General features: G+C 74.5%; 12 protein-coding genes. 10 read left to right on the top strand and 2 right to left on the bottom strand.

Annotation, left to right across the window (positions count from 1 at the left end):
- Window position 1: 1 nt before the first annotated feature.
- The 9 genes from KV381_RS02675 (at window position 2) to KV381_RS02715 (ending at window position 9639) form a co-directional block, all read left to right on the top strand.
- A complete protein-coding gene (locus tag KV381_RS02675; RefSeq protein WP_030083080.1) occupies window positions 2–895 on the top strand; it encodes a hypothetical protein in 894 nt (297 codons plus the stop codon).
- A gap of 51 nt (window positions 896–946) precedes the next feature.
- The gene (locus KV381_RS02680) at window positions 947–1177 is read left to right on the top strand and encodes a Trm112 family protein (protein WP_030083078.1); all 231 of its coding nucleotides are present in this window, start codon (window positions 947–949) and stop codon (window positions 1175–1177) included.
- A complete protein-coding gene (locus KV381_RS02685; protein ID WP_193463617.1) occupies window positions 1174–1944 on the top strand; it encodes an FkbM family methyltransferase in 771 nt (256 codons plus the stop codon). Before KV381_RS02680 ends, KV381_RS02685 begins: the two co-directional genes overlap by 4 nt.
- Window positions 1945–1997: 53 nt before the next feature.
- Window positions 1998–2729 carry a GntR family transcriptional regulator gene (locus tag KV381_RS02690; protein WP_193463618.1) on the top strand — a complete coding sequence of 244 codons (732 nt, stop codon included), beginning with the start codon at window positions 1998–2000 and terminating at the stop codon, window positions 2727–2729.
- 177 nt (window positions 2730–2906) lie between these two features.
- A complete protein-coding gene (locus tag KV381_RS02695) occupies window positions 2907–4202 on the top strand; it encodes an amidohydrolase family protein (protein WP_193463619.1) in 1296 nt (431 codons plus the stop codon).
- A gap of 91 nt (window positions 4203–4293) precedes the next feature.
- On the top strand, window positions 4294–5688 hold the full coding sequence (locus KV381_RS02700; RefSeq protein ID WP_193463620.1) for an amidohydrolase family protein: 1395 nt from the start codon (window positions 4294–4296) through the stop codon (window positions 5686–5688).
- Window positions 5689–5804: 116 nt separating this feature from the next.
- The gene (locus tag KV381_RS02705; RefSeq protein WP_193463676.1) at window positions 5805–6485 is read left to right on the top strand and encodes a response regulator transcription factor; all 681 of its coding nucleotides are present in this window, start codon (window positions 5805–5807) and stop codon (window positions 6483–6485) included.
- Complete coding sequence (locus KV381_RS02710; RefSeq protein ID WP_193463621.1) at window positions 6482–7858, top strand: sensor histidine kinase KdpD; 1377 nt, start codon at window positions 6482–6484, stop codon at window positions 7856–7858. The genes KV381_RS02705 and KV381_RS02710 overlap by 4 nt, the downstream gene beginning before the upstream one ends.
- Before the next feature lie 101 nt (window positions 7859–7959).
- Complete coding sequence (locus KV381_RS02715) at window positions 7960–9639, top strand: alpha/beta hydrolase (RefSeq protein WP_218784379.1); 1680 nt, start codon at window positions 7960–7962, stop codon at window positions 9637–9639.
- A gap of 33 nt (window positions 9640–9672) precedes the next feature.
- Here the strand turns inward: KV381_RS02715 and KV381_RS02720 are convergent, their stop codons facing one another.
- Window positions 9673–11553 carry a serine/threonine-protein kinase gene (locus tag KV381_RS02720; protein WP_030083062.1) on the bottom strand — a complete coding sequence of 627 codons (1881 nt, stop codon included), beginning with the start codon at window positions 11551–11553 and terminating at the stop codon, window positions 9673–9675.
- 86 nt (window positions 11554–11639) lie between these two features.
- The gene (locus KV381_RS02725) at window positions 11640–11933 is read right to left on the bottom strand and encodes a hypothetical protein (RefSeq protein WP_030083060.1); all 294 of its coding nucleotides are present in this window, start codon (window positions 11931–11933) and stop codon (window positions 11640–11642) included.
- A 125-nt stretch (window positions 11934–12058) separates the two neighbouring features.
- Here KV381_RS02725 and KV381_RS02730 point away from each other — a divergent pair, with 125 nt between their 5' ends.
- Window positions 12059–12817, top strand: a complete 759-nt coding sequence (locus KV381_RS02730; protein ID WP_030629216.1) for an IclR family transcriptional regulator — start codon at window positions 12059–12061, stop codon at window positions 12815–12817.
- Window positions 12818–12910 lie beyond the last annotated feature (93 nt).

Raw genomic sequence — 12910 nt, forward strand, 5'->3', positions numbered from 1 at the left:
GATGTGGTGGGGTGTCGGCGCGGCGCTGGTCGCCAACGCGCTGTACAGCGTGGGGTTCGTGGTGGAGAAGCGGGCTCTGGGCTCGCTGCCCGCGCTCTCGGCGGGCCGGCCGCTGCGGGTGATCCGGGTGCTGGCGACCAGCCCGCTGTGGATCGTCGGCGCGCTGGCGCTGGCGGCCGGGTTCGGGGCGCAGCTGGTCGTCTACCGCGCGCTGCCGATCGCGGCGGCGCAGGGCATCTTCGTCTCCGGTCTGGTGCTGCTCCTGCTGCTGTCGTCGGCCGTGCTCGGCGAGGAGTCGACGGGCCGCGAACGCTACGCGCTCGGCGGGGTGCTGGTCGCCCTGCTGATGGTCGTCGCCTCGGTGCGCGAGGGCGAGGACGTGGTGAGCGGCGGGGCGCCGTGGATGCTGGTGCTGCTGGTCTGTCTGCCGGCGCTGGCGGCGGGCGTCTGGCTGTACGTACGGGTGGAGAGCCGGGCCGCCAAACGGCACCGGGTCCCGACCAGCGGGATCGGGTACGGGGTGGCGGTGGGTCTGCTCTACGGGGTCAGCTCGCTGGCCATCAAGGGCACCTCCAGCCGCCTGACCGGCACCGATCTCGGCGAGGCCGCGTGGTCGCTGCTGGGGTCCCCGTATCCGTATCTGCTGCTGTTCACCGCGGGGGCCGGTCTGGTGATGTCGCAGGCGGCGCTCCAACGCTGCCGGGCGTCCCTCATCGTGCCGGTGTGCACCACGGTGACCTGTCTGTTCACCGCGGTCCTCGGGACGCTCGCGTTCGGCGAGACGCTGCCCGAGGATCCGCTGCTGCTGGCCCTGCGGGTGGGCGGCACGGCGCTCGCCCTGTCCGTCCTGCTGGCGATGCCCCGCCACGATCCGCCGGCCGCCGCGCCGTCCTGACCCCGGACACGATCCGCCGTCCGGTCCACCTGAGTTGAGGGAGCTGTACCGATGAACCCCGACGACCCGCTGCTCGCCCTGCTGGCCTGCCCGCTCGACAAGGGCCCGCTGTCGCTGCTGCCCGAGGAGGAGGCGGCGGAGCAGGCGCTCTACAACCCCCGGCTGCGGCTGAGTTACCCGATCGTGGACGGCATCCCGCAGTTGCTGCCCTCGTCGGGCCGGAAGGTCTCGGCGGACGACCACGAGCGCCTGCTCAGCCGGCTCAAGGCCTCGGCCACGTGACCACGTTCGCCGCGGCGGTGGCGTCCCGGCTGCCCGCCCGCCTGGTCGGCTCGGCGGCCGTCGCCCTGTATCCGCGCTTCGAGCCCGAGCTGCGGCGGCTCGCCGACTTCTGCCCGCCGGACGGCGTCGCCCTCGACATCGGGGGCTGGTACGGCCCGTGGTCGCGGCGGCTGGCCGCCCGCTGCGCCGAGGTGGTCACCATCGAGCCGGTGCCGCATCTGGCCGATCATCTGCGCCGGACGCTGCCGTCGAACGCCCGGGTGGTCCAGGGCGCGGCGACCGACCGGGAAGGCAGGGCACAGCTGTGGTTCCCGGAAGGTGACCAGGGCGACCGGGGGGTGTCGTCGCTGGCCCGCCGCGACATCCACGCGCACTGCCTGGAGGTGCCGTCGATCACCGTCGACGGTCTGGGGCTGCGCGGGGTCGGCTTCGTGAAGATGGACGTCGACGGCGGCGAGCGGGCGGCCCTGCTCGGCGCGGCGGAGCTGTTGCGCACGGACCGCCCGGCGCTGCTCATCGAGCTGGAGAGCCGGCTCGGCCCGATCGCCCCGGCCGTCGAGCTGCTGACCGGACAGGGCTATGCGGGCTGGCTCCTCGCGGGCCGGCGCTGGATCACGCTCGACGGGTTCGACCTGGTGGCCCACCAGGCGCGGACCGAGCACCTGGTGCACCGGGGTCTGCTGCGCCGGGCCCTGGTCCCGCACCGCGAGCGGTACATCAACTCGGTGCTCTTCCTGCCGGACGGACGGGTGCCGGGCAGGACCTGACCGCCCGCCGGGCCCCCGCGTATCCTCGGCCGGGGGGGCAGGCCGAGCGGAGGATGGCGTACGTGGCGGGCAGCAGCGCAGGGCGGGACCGGACGCGGCCGGACGGTCCCGGGAACGAGCAGGCGGGCGCGCCGGAGCGCCTGTCGCTCAGCGCCCGCGCGCGGGACGCGGTCCGGCAGCGGATCGTCGACCGGCGCTACCCGCAGGGCGCCCGCCTCGTGGAGCGCGAGGTCGCCGAGGAGCTGCGGATGTCCCGGGTCCCGGTCCGCGAGGCGCTGCGCGCCCTGGTGGGCGAGGGGCTCCTGGAGCTGCTGCCGCACAGCGGGGTCCGGGTGCGCCGGCTGGAGCGGGCCGATGTGGAGCACCTGTACGAGGTGTGGGAACCGCTCGCGGTCCAGGCCTCCCGGCTCGCGGCCCGCCGGGTGGCCCGGTCCGCCCCGGCGGGGCTGCCGGGCGTCACCGCGCTGCGGGCCTCGCTCGACCGGGCGGAGCAGGCGGCGTCCGACGACGAGGGGACGCGCGAGGTGGCGGCCCACACCGCCTTCCACGAGGACATCGTGGCCCTGAGCGGCAACCCGATGCTGGCCCGCACCATGGAGCAGCTCGGCGGACAGCTCCAGCTGCTGTTCGGGATGCGGGAGGAGCCGGAGCACATGCGGGCCCAGCACGCGGTCATGTTCCGGTACATCGCGACGGGCGACGAGGAGTCGGCGGCGGCGAGCACGCTGCTGCACGTACGGGACAGCCGGGCCGTGGCCCTGCGATCCCTGTTCCTCGACGCCTGACCCTTTGTATACCAATCACCCCCAGCCCCTGAGGGCACCCCAAGGACAGCACCCACTTCCTGCACGTTTCCTGCACGCACGGGGAACGGAATCACTCCTTCCCAGATCGCCGACGATCCTGGTATACAAAATGCTCCCACGTTCGCTTCCGCTTGCCGCGGCCGAAGGAGCCCTCCCATGTGCGTCGAGAACACCCCGCCCCCCTCCGGCCGGCTGACCAGGCGCGGTGTGCTCGCCGGCGCCGCGGCCCTGGCCGGTACGTCCGCGGTCCTGGCCCAGGCGGCGCCCGCCGCGTCCGCCGCGCAGGCCTCGTCGCGCGGTGCGTCCGGGCGCGGCGGCGATCTGGTCGTGGAGGGCGGCACTCTGCTCGACCCGCTGACCGGCGAGGTCACCGAGGACGCGGTCGTGGTGATCACCCGGGGCGTCGTCCGCGCGGCCGGCGCCCGGAACCGCCTCGGAACGCGGGTGCCCTCCGGCGTACCGGTGCTGCGAGCCCACGGACAGTGGATCCTGCCGGGTCTGGTCGACGCGCACATCCACCTCAACACGGCGGCCGAGGCGCGCGACGCGGTCCTCAAGGGCGCGACCAGCGCACGCAGCGGCTCGACCAACTTCTACCAGGACATCGCCGTACGGGAGTTGGCCCGCCAGGCCCCCGAGCAGGCGCCCCGGCTGCGGGCGGCGGGGATCTTCGTCACCCCGGACCTCGGCGACACGATCCTCGCCGACCCGGACCTCGCGCCGCTGGCCCGGCTGCGGAACGGGGTGCGCTCGCCCGAGGCGCTGCGCCGGGTGGTCGAGGTCAACCTCGCGCGCGGGGCCGACACCGTGAAGACCCGGGTGAACGAGCGCGCCGGGCTGCCCGAGCAGGACCCGCTCGTCCAGGTCTACGACCACGAGCAGCTGTCCGAGATCGTCGCGGCGGCCCGGCGCGGCGGCAAGGGCGTGCTCTGCCACAGCTACAGCGAGAAGGGCTGCCACGACGCGGTCACGGCCGGAATCCGCTCCCTGGAGCACGGGGCGTTCGTCGGCGAGCGCACGCTGCGCGACATGCGCCGCAGGGGCACGTACTTCACGCCGACGCTCACCGCCATCGCCGGGCTCGCCGAGTCCCCGGACCCGGTCCTGGCGGAGCGCGGCCGCACCTATCTCCCGGTCCTGAAGCGGGCGGTCCTGGCCGCCCACGAGCTGGGCGTCCCCCTCGCCGCGGGCACGGACTCCTCGGGCGGAACGGTCGACCCGATCGGCCGCGAGGTGGAGCTGATGCACGCGGCCGGGCTCTCCGCCCTGGACGCGATCCGTACGGCGACCACGGGCGCCGCGAAGCTCCTCGGGCTCGACGCCACGGCCGGCCGTCTGGCGCGGGGCTTCGCGGGTGACGTCCTCGTCGTGGACGGCGACCCGCTGGCCGACCTCGGCGCGCTGAGCCGGCCGGCGCGTGTGGTGCGGGCAGGGTTCCCGGTACCCGCCTGACCCCGCCCCCCCTGCCCCCCTCTTCCGGCGCTCTTTCCCCTTCTCCCCTGCTCCCCTCTCCTCTTCTTCCCTCTTCTTGAAGGAGTTCCTGATGCACGCCGAGTCCACCGCCTCCCCCGCCGCCGGTCTCTCCCGGCGCTCCATGCTGGCCGGGGCCGCCGTCGTCGCGGGCACCGCGGCGACGCTCAGTGCCTCGGCGGCCTCGGAGGCCCGGGCCGCCGAGGCCCGGCCCGCGGGGACGGCCACCGCGCCTGCCGCCGCGGACCGGATCACGGAGCAGCCCGACCGCACGGGCGGCCACGCGCGCGCCACGGTGTTCAAGAACGTGCGGCCCTACGGGGCGAAGCGGCCCGTCGACCTCACCGTCGTCGACGGCGTCATCACCGCCGACCCCGCGCCGCGCGGCGCCAAGGTGGTCGACTGCAAGAGCAGGATCGCGCTGCCGACCCTGGTCGACGCGCACATCCACCCCGACAAGACGGCCTGGGGCGAGCCCTGGGTGACCCGGAACCCGGCGAGCACCATCGCGGAGTACACCGAGGAGGACGTGAAGCTGTACCACGCGCTGCGCACTCCGCTGGGGAAGCGCGCGGAGCGCCTGATGGGCCGTGCCGTGGCCCAGGGCACCCGGGCGATGCGGGCCCATGTCGATGTCGCTCCCGCCTACGACCTGGTGGGCGTCGAGGGCGTCGGTTCCGCCCGCAGGGCGCTGCGGCACGCGCTGGACGTGGAGATCGTCGCGTTCCCGCAGCACGGGGTGGTCCGGACGCCGGGAACCGAGGAGCTGCTGGAGGAGGCCGCGCGCACCGGGGCGATCGACCGGGTCGGCGGCATCGACCCGATCGGGTTCGACGAGGCGCTCGACGAGCAGCTGGACATCGTCTTCGGCATCGCGGACCGGCACGGCGTCGGCGTCGACATCCATCTGCACGAGCGGGCCGCGACCGGGCTGGAGTCGCTGCGCGCGATCATCGACCGCACCCGGGCGCTGTCGCTGCAGGGCAAGGTGACCGTCAGTCACGTCTTCTGCGTGCCCGGTCTGCCCGAGCGTGAACTGGACGGGCTGGCCGCCGACCTGGCCGACGCGGGCATCTCCCTGACGACGGTCGCGCCCTCGTCCGACCTGGTGCTGCCGATCGACCGGCTGCGCGAGCACGGCGTCCCTGTGGGCCTCGGCTCGGACGGCGTGCGGGACTCCTGGAGCCCGTTCGGCAACGCGGACATGCTGCACCGCGCGCACCTGCTGGCCTGGGTGCGGGACGCCCGCCTCGACGAGGAGCTGGAGGCGGCCTTCCGGTCGGGGGCCGACGGCGGGGCGCAGCTGCTCGGGCTGCCGGAGGCGGACCTGAAGCCGGGGTCGCCGGCCGACTTCCTGCTGGTGCGCGGGGAGTGCCTGCCGCAGGTCGTGGTCGATCTGCCGCGGCGCGAGATGGTGGTGCGCGGCGGCCGGATCGTCGCCCGGGACGGGGAGCTGGTCGGCCGCTGACTCGGCGTGCGGTCGGGTCCTGACCTGCCTACCGGTCGGGCCGCTGACCTGCGTACGGTCCGGTCCTGACCTGCGTAACCGCCGCTGCCCGGCCCGGCTAGGGTGACGGCGTGAGAGTGCTGCTGGTCGAGGACGACGCCAACCTGCGCTTCGGCGTGGCCGCCGCCCTGCGCGCCGCCGGGCTCGCGGTCGACGAGGCGGTCGACCTGCCGCAGGCCGACGAGGCGCTGTTCGTCACCGCGTACGACTGCGTCGTGTTCGACCGGATGCTGCCCGGCGGGGACGCCGCGGAGTACGTGGAGGAGCTGCGGCGCTCCGGTCGGGCGGTGCCGGTGTTGTTCCTGACGGCCCGGGACACCGTCGCCGACCGGGTGGAGGGCTTCGCCCGGGGCGGCGACGACTATCTGGTCAAGCCGTTCGCCGTCCCGGAGCTGGTCGCGCGGGTGCGCAGCCTGTGCCGCCGCGCCCCCGCCGTCACCCCGCCGGTGCTGCGGGTCGGCGATCTGGAGATCGACACGGCACGGCGGCGGGTGCGGCGGGGCGGGGTGCTGCTGACGCTGACCAGCCGGGAGTTCGCGGTGCTGGAGGTGCTGGCCGAACGGGCCGACCAGGCGGTCGGCCGGGCGGAGCTGGCCGAGCGCTGCTGGGACGAGATGGCCGAGCACCGGTCCAATGTGCTGGAGGTGCTGATCTCGCAGCTGCGCCGCAAGCTCGGCGCTCCTGCGCTGCTCCACACCGTGCGCGGCACCGGCTACCGGCTGGCCGTGGCGGAGGACGCGGAGGGCCCGGCCTCGTGACCGGAGCCGTACGCGGCCGGCTCCGGCGCTCCCGCCCGCTCACCCCGACCGCCCGGGTGCGCCGGCTCCGCCGCCGTATCACCCTGTTGTTCGCCCTGACCAGCGCGGTGGGGCTGGTGGCGATGGCCGTCTGGGCGGTACGCGGCGACGACGGGCGCTGGCGCGATCAGCTGGACCGGACGATGAGCGCGGACACCAACTGGGCGCTCGGCCTGCTGGAGACGGACGAGGACGGGCGGCTGGACGCCGACGTGCTGCTCGACACGGCCGGGACCGCCTGCCCGCCCCTGCATCTGCTGTCCGTCCCGCCGGACCCGGCGCCGGACGCCGCGCGGGCCGGACACCGGATCGCCCCGGCGGACCTGGTCGTCGAGCACGCGCCCCGCACGCCCTGTCTCACCGTCGACGGTCCTGCCGTACGCCGGGCCGCCGCGTCGGCCGTGAACGCCGACGAGGAACGGTCCCTCGACGGCGTCACGACGACGGGTGAACCGGTACGGCTGCTGGCCCTGCCGTTCTATCCGCCCGAGGCCGAGGAGGACGCCCGCCCGCAGGGAGCCCTGGTCACCGTCGCGGACACGGCCGCGCAGCAGGCGGACCACCGGCGGCTCGCCGGGCGGGTGACCGGCGGCTGCGCTCTCCTGGTGTGTCTGTCGGCCCTGGTCGGGCATCTGCTGTCGGGCCGGGCGGTCCGGCCCGCCCTGGAGGCACTGGACCGGCAGGAGTCGTTCCTCGCGGACGCCGCCCACGACCTGCGGACGCCCGCGGCCTCGCTGCGGACCCTCGCCGAGACCGCGCTGCGCGGGGACACCGACAGCACCGACGTGCACCGGCGCACACTGCGGCTGGCCGAGGGGATGGGCGCGCTGGTCGACGGGCTGCTCACCCGGGCCCGGCTGATGTCCGGGACGGCCGTGCTCGCGGCGGAGCCGCTGCGGCTGGACCAGCTGGTGGAGGCGGTGGTGGAGGACGCGCCGGCGGACGGCCACCGGGTGACGGTCCGGACCCAGGAGGCCGTCGTGGTCGCCGACCCCGACCTCGTACGGCGTGCCGTGGCCAATCTCGTCGGCAACGCGCTCGTCCACGGCCACGCCCCCGGGACCCCGGCCGAGGTGGCGGTCACGGTCGCCGTCGAGGGGACCTCGGCCACCGTGACGGTGGAGGACGCCGGGCCGGGGCTGCCGCCCGAGGTGGCGGGGGCGCTGTTCGACCGGTTCCGGAGCGGCTCGCGGTCGACGGGGCTCGGCCTTTCCATCGCCTCCTGGGTCGCGCACGCCCACGGCGGCAGCCTCACGGCCGGACCCGGGCGGTGCGGCGGGGCCCGGTTCGTGCTGCGGCTGCCGAGCGGCGACCGGCCGGCCGCGGACGGCTGACACCGGGCCGCGGGGCTGCCGCCGGGGCGACTCAGCAAATCCTCAGCATCGACCAGGGATGCTGCCGGGAACCGCACGGTCCGATCCCCGGGAGCAGTCCGTTGAACCACCCCGTCCGCCGTCCCGCCCTCGTCACCGCACTGGCACTCGCCTGCGCGGTCGCGCTCACCTCCTGCACGGCAGGTCCGGCCGACGGACCGGGGCGGGCCGCCACCGCCCCGGCCTCGGCCGACCCCGCGTCCCGGCCGGACCTCAAGCCGTTCTACGGCCAGCGGCTTCGGTGGACGGACTGCGAGACGGAGGGGTACGTGTGCGCGCGACTGACCGTTCCCCGGGATTACGACGACCCGGGCAACGGCAGGACCTTCGTCCTTCCGGTGGCACGCGCGGCGGCCGGGAAGCCGGAACGGCGCATCGGCTCACTCGTCTTCAACCCGGGTGGTCCGGGGGCGGCCGGGGTCGCGTCGCTCGAAGAGGGCATGGACGAGTCGTTCGGCCGGGCGGCCCGCGACCGCTTCGACATCGTCGCCTTCGACCCGCGCGGGGTCGGGGCGAGCGTCCCGGCCCTGACCTGCACGGCGGCCGATGACGAGGAGGACGGAGCCGAGGAGCCCGAAGCCGAGGAGAACGCGACGGAGCCGGCCGCGTCGGAAGGCGTCGTGCCGCTCCACCCCCGTACGGACGAGGAACGCACCGCCGCCGACGCGGGGGCACGAGCCGCCGCCAAGGACTGCGCGCAGCACAGCGGCGGCCTCCTGCGGCACGTCGGAACCCAGGACGCGGCCCGTGACCTGGATGTGCTCCGCGCCGCCCTGGGCGAGCGTGAACTGACCTACCTGGGCTGGTCGTACGGGACGAGCCTGGGTACCGCGTACGCCGAGCTGTTCCCGCGCCGGGTCCGCGCGATGGTGCTGGACGGGGCGATCGACCCGTCGCTGGACTGGTCGCAGCGGGTGCTCAGCCAGTCGGCCGGATTCCGGCGGAGCGTGGACGACTACGCCGACCACTGTGCGGAGGTCGCGGGTGACAGCTGCCCGGCCGACAGCCCCGACGCGATACGCGCGCTGATCGAACGGCTCTACACCCGTGCCGGACGCGAGCCGCTGCCGGTCTCCGAGGACAGCTCCTACGCGGAGTACGGCGGGATGGACGCGACGGCCGTCCTGGACGCGGTGTCGATGGCGATGTACACACCGGAGGACCAATGGGAGCCGCTGTCCCAGGCGTTGGCCGCGGCGGACGCGGGTGACGCGACCGGGCTGGGCGCGCTGGACGAGGAGGAGCCGGCCGAGGAGGGACCGGCCGAGGAGGAACCCGCTCCCGAGGACAGCGGGGAGGGCGGCCCCGGCGACGAGGACGTCACCCCCGTCGACAACGAGGGCGCCGCACTGACCGCCGTCAACTGCCTGGACGTCCCGCACCCTCGCGACCTCGACGCCTACTGGGACGTCCTGCCGCGTGCGGAGAAGGCCGCCGGCGTCTACGGCACCGCCGGGGTGACCGCCGAACTCACCTGCCGCGGCTGGCCGTCCGGCGGCCGGACGCCGCACCGGGTCGACGCCGACGGGGTGCCGCCGGTGCTGGTCGTGGGCACCACCGGCGACCCGTCCACCCCGTACGCGGAGGCGGAGAGCCTCGCGGAGCAGTTCCCCGGCGGGATGCTGCTCACGTACGAGGGGATGGGGCACACCGCGTACGGGCGCGGCGACGCCTGTGTCACGGAGAAGGTCGACGCCTATCTCGTCGGCCTGAAGCCCGTCCGCCCCGGCGCGACCTGCTGACCGGGGCGGGCCGTCGGGCCGGCCGGCGGGCCGTCAGCTCTGCTGCGCCTCCTCGGCGTTGCGCCAGACGGTCAGGTCGAGGGTGATGTAGCGGCTCGGGTCGTCCGGGCCCGACTTGCCGCGGTAGGTCACCACGGCGATGTGTCCGGCCTTGCTGAGGACACAGATCTCCGACCCGGACGTGAGCTGTTCGAGCTCGATCTTCTCGGTGAAGCGGGTCTCCTGTCGGCAGACCTCCAGAGAGCCCTTCTGCGAGTTCTTCAGCACCACCAGCTTCCCGTTGGCGCTGCCGACCCGCTCGTCGCCGAAGAGGGAATCCCGGTAGAAGTAGAAGTCGCTCTTGCCGTAGCTGACGCCGCTGCCCTCGTCCTCCACCGGCCGGGGCGGATGGTCGGCCAGCTTCAGGGCGTAGTTCGCCGTCATGTCTATGCCCTTGTACGAGACCGGCTTGGGATCGGCCGGCTTGTCCCCGGCCTTGTCCGCGGAACCGCCGCCACTCGAACCTCCGTCGGAGGACGCCGTGGACCGGTCGCCCTTGCCGGACGTGTCGTCGTCCGGCAGCAGGTTGCCGATGACGCCGAGGACGACCAGCGCGCCGAAGACCGAAGCGCCGATGATCAGGCCCGTCCGCTTGGGGCGCGGCGCGGCGGGCTGGAACCCGGACGCGCCCCAGCCGGGCTGCTGGATCCCCGACTGCGGGAACCCGGGCTGCTGGAAGCCGGGTTGAGCGAATCCGGACTGCTGGTGCGGCGGCGGAGTGGGGTAGCCCTGGGGGCGGGTGTTCTGCTGCCAGTGGCCGGGCGGCACGGTGCCCGGAGCCCCCGGAGCACCCGGCGCCCCGGGGGCTCCGGGTGCGGCGGGTCCGGTCTGGGTGGGTGCGGCGGCCACCGCGTAGCCGGTCGGGGTGTAGTGCGGGCCTCCCGGCGGCGGGGTCGGCGGCGCCTGCGGGGCGGCCTGGGTGGGCGTGGGCGCGGTGGTGGGCTGCGGCGGCGGGGTGGGCGCCGGCGCGGGGAGCTGGTGCCGTTCGGTGATGGAGCCGGCGACCGCCTGCGGGAGCCAGTCCTCGCCCTGGCGCAGGGGTTCGGGCGAGATCTCGTGGCAGATGCGGATGATGTCGGCGAGGGCGGGCCGGTCGGCGGGGTCGCGGCTGAGGCAGCGGGTGACCAGGGGCCGGAGTGCGTCGGGCAGCCGGCTGAGGTCGGGGTCCTCGTGCACGATCCGGTAGAGGACGGCGTGCGAGGGCCCGTCGCCGAACGCGGGCGCGCCGATCGCGGCGTACGCGGCGATCTGCCCGAGGGCGAACACATCGGTGGCCGGGGTGACCGTCCCGGCGGCCGCCTGCTCCGGCGCCATGAACGCCGGAGTGCCCACACTCACCCCCGTACCGGTCAGGGCGGTCGTGTCGGCGGCCCGGGCGATACCGAAATCGATGACCCGCGGCCCGTCCGAGGCCAGCAGCACGTTCGCGGGCTTCAGATCACGGTGCACGATCCCCGCACCGTGAATCACCCCCAGCGCCTCCGCCACCCCCACCGTCAGCAACAGCACACTGCGCAACGGCAGCCCGCCGTGCCGTGCCACCGCGTGCGCCAGCGAAGGACCCGGCACATACGCCGTCGCCAGCCACGGCTGCGCACCCTCGGTATCCGAATCGATCACCGGCGCGGTGTACAGCCCCTGCACCCGCTGCGCCGCCCGCACCTCCTGCTGGAAGCGCCGCCGGAACTCCGGGTCCTCACTGAACTCGGCCCGGATCACCTTGAGCGCCAACGGCCGGCCACCGGGCGTGTAGGACAGATACACCTTGCCCATACCACCCGCACCCAGCACCGCCGCCAGCCGATAACCCCCCACCACCGCGGGGTCGTCGGCCTTGAGTGGCTGGAACGGGTCGGCCGAAGGCGCGCTGCTCATTAGGAACCATCCCCCTGGTCACGGCAGTCCGGAGCCTGCACACGCCCCGAAGATCAGACGAGAGCGTATCGAATGTCCGGGCGGGGTCAGGGACTGGCCACGTCGAAGGTGTACCGGAGCGGGGCACGGTCCGTACGGGGATCGCGTCGGTAGACGTACAGCGCCGACACCCGTACGTCCGCACCGGGGCCGCCCGGGCCGTCGGGATCGCCGGAGCCGTCGCGATCATCGCGATCGCCAGGATCGTCGGGGCCGTCCGGCGGGCAGGGGCGGGTCACCTGCAGGACATGCGGCCGGTCGGCGACCCTCGTGCGCAGCCCGTCTGCCGGGCCTCCGTCGAGTACCGCGGACTCCCAGCGTGACGCCTCGTTCCATTCCATGGCAATAGTTTAACTATTGCGCAATCCATGAATGTTCGCGAGGTCCGCCGGGTGGCGCCGGACGCCTCCGGTCCGCCCGGAGGACCGGCCTTGCCGCGCCCCCGCGCCGGGTCCATCCTGGTGCCATGGGTGACCAGGCCGGCCCCGAGCCGACGGTGTCCGTCCTCCAGGACCTCCGGTTGTTGGAGGCCGCCGGGGCGCACCCGGACGGTGCCTCCGCGCAGCAGCTGGCCCACGAGGCCGGGCTGTCGGACCTCACTGCCCGGCGGCTGCTGCACGAGCTCGCCCGGGACGGTTATCTGGACGAGCTGGACGGCGGCGCGTTCGCCCTCCACGAGCGGGAGCTGCGGTCGCAGCCGGACGTGGACGCCCTGGCGCTGCAGCGCATCCGCCCCCTGCTCTCCTCGTTGCGCGACAACCTCTCCGCCGCCGCCTATCTGACGCTGTACGACGAGGGCGAGATCCGGGTCCTGGAGATCGTCGACAGCCCGCGGGCCCCGAAGGTGGACGTCTGGGTGAGCTTCCAGGAGGCCGGACACGCCACCGCGCTCGGCAAGAGCGTGCTCCGCGAGCTGGACGAGGAGGCGCGCGCCAACTACCTCTCCCGGCATTCCCTGATCGACCTCACCCCCCGCACCATCACCCACCGGGAGGAGCTGCTGCGGGAGCTCGACTCCGCCCCCGCGGGCCCGCTCTCGCTGGACCGGGGCGAGTACGCCCGGGGCACGACCTGCGTGGCGGTGCCCGTGTACAGCGGTGACCAGGTCGGCTCGATCGGCGTCTCGTTCCGGTCGGACCGGATGTACCGGACCACCGAGGTCAGGACGCGGTTGCTGGAGGCGGCGCTGCGCGTCACCCGGCGGCTGACCCTGCCGGAGTGCTGACCCTTCCGGAGCGCTGAGCTTCCTCCGTGTTGAAGTCGATCCCGCCGGAGCGGGATCCGACGGTTCACGGGGGCCTCACGTGTGCTGCCCGAG

This window comes from Streptomyces sp. WY228 (assembly GCF_019287315.1).
GTDB classification, from domain to species: Bacteria; Actinomycetota; Actinomycetes; order Streptomycetales; family Streptomycetaceae; genus Streptomyces; species Streptomyces caviscabies.